This window comes from Candidatus Angelobacter sp., from assembly GCA_035607015.1.
GTDB lineage: Bacteria > Verrucomicrobiota > Verrucomicrobiia > Limisphaerales > AV2 > AV2.
The window spans coordinates 1-6,256 of the sequence record DATNDF010000222.1 but is presented as its reverse complement, the minus strand read 5'-3'; the positions used below and the strand labels follow the sequence as shown (position 1 = coordinate 6,256).

At 57.4% G+C, this 6,256-nt stretch carries 5 protein-coding genes; all 5 read left to right on the top strand.

Annotation, left to right across the window (positions count from 1 at the left end; genetic code table 11):
• Positions 1–619: hypothetical protein (locus VN887_09125; protein ID HXT40172.1), on the top strand; the 619-nt coding region annotated here is incomplete at its 5' end.
• Positions 620–1,026: 407 nt separating this feature from the next.
• Positions 1,027–1,275, top strand: coding sequence for a hypothetical protein (locus tag VN887_09120; GenBank protein HXT40171.1), 249 nt, complete (start codon positions 1,027–1,029; stop codon positions 1,273–1,275).
• Positions 1,276–1,855: 580 nt separating this feature from the next.
• Positions 1,856–4,252, top strand: coding sequence for an efflux RND transporter periplasmic adaptor subunit (locus VN887_09115; GenBank protein ID HXT40170.1), 2,397 nt, complete (start codon positions 1,856–1,858; stop codon positions 4,250–4,252).
• Between the two features lie 44 nt (positions 4,253–4,296).
• On the top strand, positions 4,297–5,292 hold the full coding sequence (locus VN887_09110; protein ID HXT40169.1) for a hypothetical protein: 996 nt from the start codon (positions 4,297–4,299) through the stop codon (positions 5,290–5,292).
• 421 nt (positions 5,293–5,713) lie between these two features.
• Positions 5,714–6,256: hypothetical protein (locus VN887_09105; protein ID HXT40168.1), on the top strand; the 543-nt coding region annotated here is incomplete at its 3' end.

Here is a 6,256-nt window from a genome sequence, read left to right as displayed (position 1 = left end):
CTACGACTTCAGCTGGGACACGGCTTCGACAGCCAACGGGTCGCACACCCTGACGGCCGTGGCGCGGGACGCCGCAGGCAATCAAGCCACCTCCGATCCCGTGATGGTGACGGTGAATAACGCAAGCCCGGCAAACACGGTGTGGATGGATGACGCCATTCCTGCGGGGGCGTGGACGGGCGCAGACGGCGGCGATGCCTGGAACTGGATCAGCAGCAACCCGGCGCCGTTTTTTGGCACGCGGGCTCATCAATCCAGCCTCACACCCGGGATCCACTATCATTACTTTTCCGAGGCGACTGCCGTGTTGACTGTCAACTCCGGGGACACTTTGTTCACCTACGCGTACCTGGACCCTGCCAACCCACCACGGGAAATCATGTTGCAGTGGTTTGACGGGTCGTCGTGGGATCATCGCGTGTATTGGGGCGAGAATTTGATTCCATGGGGTACGGATGGCACGTCGAGCCAGCGTCCCATGGGCGCGTTGCCGGCGGCGGGACAGTGGGTGCGACTGGCGGTGCAGGCGAGTGCGGCGGGTTTGGAGGGCCGGACGCTATCAGGCATGAACTTCATCTTGTATGACGGCCGCGCCTCCTGGGATTACACCGGCAAGTAAGATGACGCCCAGAATTCAGCGATTACCCATCCAAATGAACAGCAAATTCGGCGAATCCGGCGCTCGCAGCTTCGCTCAACACCAGTCATTTCTTATTCCGCCGTTACAGGGCGATTGTTACGGGGATGAAGCGTCAGCCGCTTCGCTCGCAACAGCCCGGGCGCGAACTCGCACCAAACGGTCGATCGCCGAAAGCGACCGGGGGCATTGCCCGGTCGGGTATCGGGCGTTTCCTCACGGGTGTTTTCGGGTTTCACCCTTCTTCTCGTCGCGCGGTGGAAGGGTAGTATTCGTTTTCAATCACGGCTTTTGCAGCACGAGTGTGTTGCAGATTTGCAGTACGGGTGTGCTGCAAACGCAGTAATACATAAACCAAAATACAACAAAACAAACCAAAAGGATACACTATGAAACTAGTGAATCTAGGCTTCGAGAAACTCGAACAACGCATCGCTCCTGGTGGAATTGTTCCGCCCGGTGGTGTAACGCCTCCGCCAACCGGTGGAGGCAGCGGTGGTTCAGGGTCCGGCTCCGGCAGTGGTTCAGGGTCCGGCTCGGGCGGCAGCCACAGCAAAGGCAGTCACGCCTCGGGCGGCAGCCACAGCAAGGGCAGTCACGCCTCGGGCGGCAGCCATGCCAGTCATGGCAGCAAGTAGCAAATAACGCTGCAACGGGAGATCAGGCTCCCTGTTTGATCTCCCGCACCTTAACGGGAAGGCCATTGGAAACTCCAGTGGCCCTCCCGGTTTGCCAATAAAATTCTGTGAAGCGCGACTTTTCACGGTGCTTGTGAGCGGGCGCAGGAAACCGAGGTGTTTGAGCAGCGCCATCTCAGGTGTCCACCCGCCTGAATTTCAGGGTTTTGCCCGGCTTTCCTCCTTCCGACAAGAGATCAATTTGATGATCACAATCAGAAACCACAACCCGATGTTCATGAGGCTTTGCAGCACGGGTGTGCTGCAAATGTGACAGTAATGAAAAACGAAAACGAACAAAGCGAAAGGAAACACTATGAAACTAGTGAACCTCGGCATTGAGAAACTTGAACAACGAATTGCTCCTGGCGGAATAACCATTCCGCCGATACCCCTGCCCACTGGCGGCGTGACGCCTCCTCCGGGGGGCGGTGGCGCGCCAGCTTCCGGATCAGGTTCCGGTTCGGGCAGCGGCTCGGGTGGAAGCCATAGCAACAGCAGTCACAGTAAAGGCAGCCAGGAGTGCGGTTGCGACTGATACGTGGCGACCGAACTGACAATGGGAGTCCCGACCGATCGTCTGGCCTCCCTTGAACGCAGCGGGAGACCGCCGGCAGATCCCGGCGGTATTCTCGCTGCGGACCCGTTACGCGATTCACAGCACCCCAAACTCCGAAGCGATTTGATCTTCAGCCGGCGCGGGTCGAACGGCGATGCCAGTTTCGTGATCAAGGATCCCGTCCGTGGTGACTTCTACCGTTTCAAGGAACCGGAGTATTTCATCGCGCGCCAGCTCGACGGGGCGACCTCACCGGAAACCGTTTGTCAACGCGTTGGCGAAAAGTTTGGCGCGACGCTGGAACCGGAAGCATTGACAAGCTTTGTCAAGACGCTCGGCGACAGCCGCCTCCTGGAGACGCCGGAAGCCAGACCGAAGCGGTCTGCCGGCAAACGCCGCCGGCTTCAAGGGAATGTGTTTTACCTGATGTTTCGCGTCTGCGATCCGGATCACTTGTTCGACTGGCTGGTGGGAAAAGTGCGGTTCCTGTTCACATGGACTTTCATGGCCCTGTCCGCGGCAACGATTCTCGCGGCGGCCTGCGTCATCGTGTTCAACTGGGGAGAGTTCAAACAGGATCTTCCCCGGCTTTATCAATGGGGCGCGATTCCGACGGTCTGGGCAATCATCCTCCTGGTCACGGTGGCTCACGAGTTCGGCCACGGATTGACCTGCAAACGCTTTGGCGGCGAGGTCCACGAACTCGGCTTTCTGCTGTTGCTGCTTCAACCCTGCCTCTACTGCAATGTGAGCGACGCCTGGCTCTTCCCGGAAAAATCGAAACGGCTCCTGGTTTCTTTTGCCGGGCCGTACTTTGAACTGTTTCTCTGGGCGCTTGCGGCGTTGATCTGGCGGCTCACCGATTCGGGAACCTGGATCAATTTTGTCGCGCTGGCCGTTACCGCGACCTCCGGGGTCAAAACCCTCCTGAACTTCAACCCGCTGATTAAAATGGACGGCTACTATCTCTTGAGCGATTCGATCGGCATCCATAATTTGAGGCGCCGGTCCTACGCGTGCATCGGGGCGGGAATCAAAAGGCTTTTCGGGGCAAAAACGCGGGTGGAAGGAACTCCGCGCGAAAAGAGAATCTTTCTCGTCTATGGACTGGTTGCTTCCTCCTTTTCCTTCTGCGCCCTGGGTTACATGATCTGGTTGCTCACGGATTTTCTCTTGCGGCGCGACCAGGGACTCAAGGCGCTGGTGATGATCGTATTCCTGATCGTCGCCAAGATCCGGCGGCGGCTTCTTCGGCTGTTTCCCCAGGAATCAAAGGCCTGGTTCAGGGCCATCAGGAAAATATTCGCGGTGCTGAAAAGGCCGCTCATCGCGGCGGGTTTGCTTGGCGCCGCCTGGGCGGTCGCGTTCTATACGCAGATGGAACTCAAGGTGAGGGGTTCCTTCAGGGTGCTCCCGTTGCATAACGCGGATGCCCGGGCCGAGGTGGAGGGAATTGTCGAAAGAGTTTACGTCAATGAAGGTGACACCCTTAAGGAGGGCGATCTGGTCGCGCAGCTTTCGGACCGGGACAACGTAGCAGAATTGCGGAAGACCGAAGCCGCCATTGAAGAGTCGCGGGCAAAACTAAGACAGCTTGAAGCAGGAGCGCGGCCCGAGGAGATCAATCTGGCGAAAGCCACGGTTGCCAAAGCCCAGGAACGCGTCGTTTTTGCGACAAGCATGCGCGAGAGGAACAAACCTCTGTATGAACAAAAACTTCTTTCTCAACAGGATTTTGAAGCGAGCGAGGCTTATCTGGCCGACCGCGAGAACGAACTTGTGGAAGCGAAAGGCAAACTTGCTCTGTTGTTGGCCGGCAGCCGGCCGGAAGAAATCGACGCGACCAAGGCCGAAATTGCGCGCCTCGATGCTGAACGTCGTTACCTGAATGAACAGATCCGGCTCGCGCGAATTGTCAGTCCAGCGTCGGGCATCGTCGCGACGCCCGCCCGGCAATTGGAGGAAATGGCGCATCACCTTGTAAAGAAGGGCGATCTCATCGCGAAGGTCGTCGAAATGAAATCCATCGAAGTGGAGACGCCGATCTCGGAAAAGGAAATTGCCGACGTGAATGTCGGGCAAACCGTTGCCCTGAAGGTCCGGGCCTATCCGAACCTGACCTTTTACGGGAAAGTCACGTCCATGGGAGTGGCAACCGTTCAGCCGAATGAGGATCGACAGGAAGCTGCCGTGGCCTCGAGTGAGGAGTTTTCCGGGAAGACGATCCTCGTCACCACCCGGATTGACAACCGTTGGCTCCTTCTCAAACCCGGCATGACCGGCAATGCAAAAATCCTGTGCGGTCGGCGTCGAATCATCGATCTGTTGGAACGGCGGCTCGCCCGCACCTTTAAAGTCGAATTCTGGTCGTGGTGGTAAGGCAAAAAAGTCAGGTGAACTCGAACAACTGGAAAGGTGGAAATATGATTGCGGACATCGCGATGTTTGAAACTCAAGAGGCGGGACAAGCGGAACCTGTCGGACGCCACACGATCCCGGTGACAAGCGGCGATGTCGTCGATGACAACGCCTATCTGATCGGCCGACCGACCCTGGGCCGGTTTCTGCGTTTCATGGCTCATCAAACGGTCGATGGAGAATCGCTGCACGAAGGCGCGCTGACTGACGAGTGGCGCGCTGCCAACGAACACATCCGGACGCTTCAGAAAGACGAGGCCGGTCTGGCCGATCATCCCCCCATCACCAAACTCGGTCCGCGCCTGGAGTCGCTTTACGCGGCCCTGCTCGACGACCCTTTGGTTGTAAACGGGTTCAACACACTGCCGAGCAACGTCGGGATGGTCGACCTGGACCGCATGGTTGTTTATCAAAAACACATTGACCTGGCGCACGTGAACAGGCTGAAGGACAAGCTGGGTGCGTCGCCGGGGGAAGAGGAGGTTTTTCGCACCTGTCTGCCTGCAGATCATCCGCAGCCGCCGTTCAAATGGTCACGCGTTCACAACAATACCTATGTGTTCATGTCACCGTCCAACGACCTTCGGTTCCTGAGGCCAATGCGGTTGGAACCGCGTCACATCAAGGACCACCCTCTGCCGGGTTCTTTGGTCGGCGTACTCGGAATCGCCGTGGGATTCGGCTCCAATTTCCTGAATGCAATTTACGCGGAGAACCGGCTCGTGCTCCACAACGGAAGCCATCGAGCATACGCCTTGCGCGAACTGGGAATCACCCACGTGCCTTGCATCATTCAATACGCCTCCTCCCGCGAAGAACTCGACGTGGTTGCTTCTGGCGACCTGCGTGATCGACCCGATGTCTATCTAAGAAGCCCGCGGCCTTCGATGTTGAAGGATTATTTCGACCCGAAGTTGCGAAAAGTCGTCCCGGTGCGGCGACGATTGCGCCAGGTGACGGTCAAGTTTGAAGTGGACGAAGCGTACGTTCCAGCGCTCTGAGCCGGGCGTGTGACCTCCGCATTCACCCGCTGCGGCGACGCGAGACTCGCGGGTCGCAGTCGCGAAGGGCTTCACATAATTTTTTGACACGGTCGGAGTCTGGCAACTGCGACAGTAGGTTCTTTACCCGCCGGATTTCAGGTTCTTACCCCGCTTTCGGATTCCGGCCAAACGATTAGTGTCGGTGCCAGTGTTCTTTCACAGAGCAAGAAACTGTAAGACCGCATTCGCGGATCGAGCACCGCTTGGACAGGCGGCGTTCAACTTTGTAAGCAACATCATCAACAACGAACATCTTTGGTGTTTGGGCGGACGGACGGAACCAATTCATATGAATGGAAGTTTGTCGCCCTTTTTCCCGGGCTTGGTGCGTGTGTTCAAGCCCGGGAAACCTCGGATCAACGAACGGACGGATGAACTCATGAAAACGAACCTGTCACCGAATGCGATCGAATCAACGGACGGAAAACCACCGCGCGCAAGGATGTGGTTCGCGTTGGGGATGCTTTTGACTTTGGTCTCCGCGCCATTCGGTGCGTCGGCTCAAGCGAATTCTCCGGCGCCGTCCAACAGCCAGGGATCCGCGCCGTCGCAATTTCACTTCCGGATTTCAGGCGCGCCCGGCGCGGTTTACGTCGTGGAAGCGAGCGGAGATTTGTTGAAGTGGGCTCCTGTTTTTACCAACACGGTACCGAGCGCCGGGCACTTTGATTTCACTGATTCCGCGAGCGGAAACTTTCAGCAACGGTTCTATCGCGCGGTCCCTTCCTCAACCGTCGTCTCTGTCCACAGTCTCGCCGCGAGTTTCAGGAATGACAGGATTTTGATCAAACCCAAACCGGGGATAATCTTGTCCGCCCTGGAACAGTTGCACGCGCTGGCTGGAGTACAGGTTTTGCAAAACTACTCCTCAATGGGAGGGCTGCAGGTCCTTCAGACACCCCTCACATCGAGTGTTTCTGAT